Genomic DNA, 2,378 nt, shown 5'->3' with positions numbered 1-2,378 from the left:
TCTCCCACCTACCGCTTTGCTATCGTCCTTCACACGCTTGAGGAAGGAGACTTCTATCGGATAATACGTTAAATATATGGACTTATAGCTTAGTCAACTCTAAAAAACAAAAAGATATCCATCTCTAAACATGTAGTCATAGAGATGGATATCTTTATTTTTATACTTGCAATGCCTTCTCTCTCAAAGCTCTTCTTAACAATTTACCAGTTGTATTCTTCGGCAATTCTGTTAAAAACTCAATACTCATTGGCACTTTATATTTCGCTAAATGTAACGTGCAGTAATGCGTAAGCTCTTCTTCTGTTACGCTCGTTTGTTTCAGAACGACATAAGCTCGCACTGCTTCTCCTAAGTTTTCATCAGGAACACCGATTACGACAACTTCAGCTACCGAATCATGAGTATATAATACTTCCTCTACTTCACGAGGATATACGTTATAACCGCCAACTAAAACAATATCTTTTTTACGATCGACGATATAGAAGTAACCTTCTTCATCCATTTTCGCTAAGTCACCTGTATATAGCCAGCCATCTTTAATTGTCGCCGCAGTATCTTCTGGCGCATTATAGTAACCCTTCATAACGTTAGGTCCGCGAACAATTAATTCCCCAACTGCACCAACAGGTACTTCTTCCCCAAGTTCGTTCACAATTTTATTTTCTACGTGCCAAATATTTGTACCAATCGAACCTGGTTTACGAGGACGATCTAACGGATTAAAACAAGTAACTGGTGATGCTTCTGATAAACCGTATCCTTCTGAAACGATAACGTCAAAACGTTGTTCAAAGTTTTTCAGAAGCGCAACAGGCATCGATGCACCACCTGAAATACAAAGCCGAAGTGTCTTCACATCTTCTGCGCTTGCTTCTTCAAATAAATATAAGTAATTATACATTGTCGGTACACCCGCAAAAATCGTTGGTTCATACGTACGACAAATGCGAAATACTTCTTTCGGACTAAACTTCGGTAACATTAAAATTGTTGCCCCGTTCACAATCGGCGCATTTACCGCAACTGTTAAACAGAACACATGGAACATCGGCAGTGCCGCAACGACGCGATCATCCGCAGTATATTGTAAATATGACGCAACATCGCTAGCATTACTATATAAATTTTTATGCGTTAACATAGCGCCTTTTGGCTTTCCAGTTGTACCTGAAGTGTATAAAATAACAGCTACATCTTCTTCATCTAGTTCAGGACCTTCGTAAGTTACATCTCCATTTCCTATAAAACTAGTAAACGTTTTCATTTTTTCGGTTTCTATATGGTTAAAATCTGATGAGGTTTCGCATATGATGATATTTTCAAGTGAAGGAAGTCTTGTTGTAAGAGATTGTATAACAGGTAGAAGGACGTCGAGTACGATGATTGTTTTTACATCTCCATTTTGTAATATGTAATGTATTTCGTCTGCTGTATAAATTGGATTAATCGGAATGACAGTTGCTCCGGCTTTCATTGTTCCGTATAAACCTACTAAAAAATGTGGTGAATTACCTACAGCTAATGCGACATTGTCCCCTTTTCCAATGCCCATTTTTGCTAAATTGCTAGAAAACCTAGTGACTACTTTGTTTAATTGGTCATACGAGACCGACTGATCCATAAATATGTACGCCGGTTTATCCCCCTTCTTTTTTGCCGTTTCAGCCAAAGATTGAACGAGATTCACACAAATCCCACCTTTATAAAATTTAGAATATTTAAAAATTCTAAATTAATTATATTAAAAGAAAATTAAAGTGGCAAGTGATATTCCATTAACTGCATATACATGAATCACCTCCTCTTGGTTTACTTTGGAAGGATAAGGGGATTTCGTTTGCAAGTAATTTATGAAACTAGACCAAAAATCATTTTAGGATAATATGCATTCATCTTTTCTCTAAGTTTATTAAGTTCCTCTTTATTTAACGCCGTATGCTCTCCAAACAAGTTGATCGCGTCCGCTCCATCTACACCCGACATATGTGGAAAACATTTTAAAACAGCTGCTTGAATCTTCAATCTATCATGGTTTTAAACTGATATACTAATAGTCTTATTGCTGATTAAACTACCAGTGTATAAAAGCAACATCTCTATTTATATTGAGAATAATGGTGTTGCTTTTATTTCAAACCTACATTTTCTGTATAATCAGTCTTTTTATAATCTAATTCTTTGCCCACCTCTTTAATTTCCTCATATGCTTCATCTTTATTAAGTCTATATACTCTATCCACTTTATCTCCAGAAGATGTGTTATAGATTAATTCAATATACTTCCCATCTTCATAAACTATAATTTGTGTATTTTTTCTTTTTAAATTTTCTTCTCCATGTTTTTGGAGCGCTTCATTTTCTAATTTAATTAC

At 35.7% G+C, this 2,378-nt stretch carries 2 protein-coding genes; both read right to left on the bottom strand.

Annotation, left to right across the window (positions count from 1 at the left end; genetic code table 11):
* Positions 1-160: 160 nt before the first annotated feature.
* The gene (locus tag AB3X48_RS21235) at positions 161-1,693 is read right to left on the bottom strand and encodes a fatty acid--CoA ligase family protein (protein ID WP_016104123.1); all 1,533 of its coding nucleotides are present in this window, start codon (positions 1,691-1,693) and stop codon (positions 161-163) included.
* Between the two features lie 439 nt (positions 1,694-2,132).
* Positions 2,133-2,378 (bottom strand): hypothetical protein (locus AB3X48_RS21230; protein WP_367959911.1); only part of this gene is annotated, 246 nt, incomplete at its 5' end.

The organism is Bacillus sp. S4 (assembly GCF_040838205.1).
In the GTDB taxonomy this organism is placed as follows: Bacteria; Bacillota; Bacilli; order Bacillales; family Bacillaceae_G; genus Bacillus_A; species Bacillus_A cereus_U.
The sequence above is the reverse complement of the archived record's forward strand: the minus strand, read 5'-3'. Positions and strand labels throughout refer to the sequence as shown.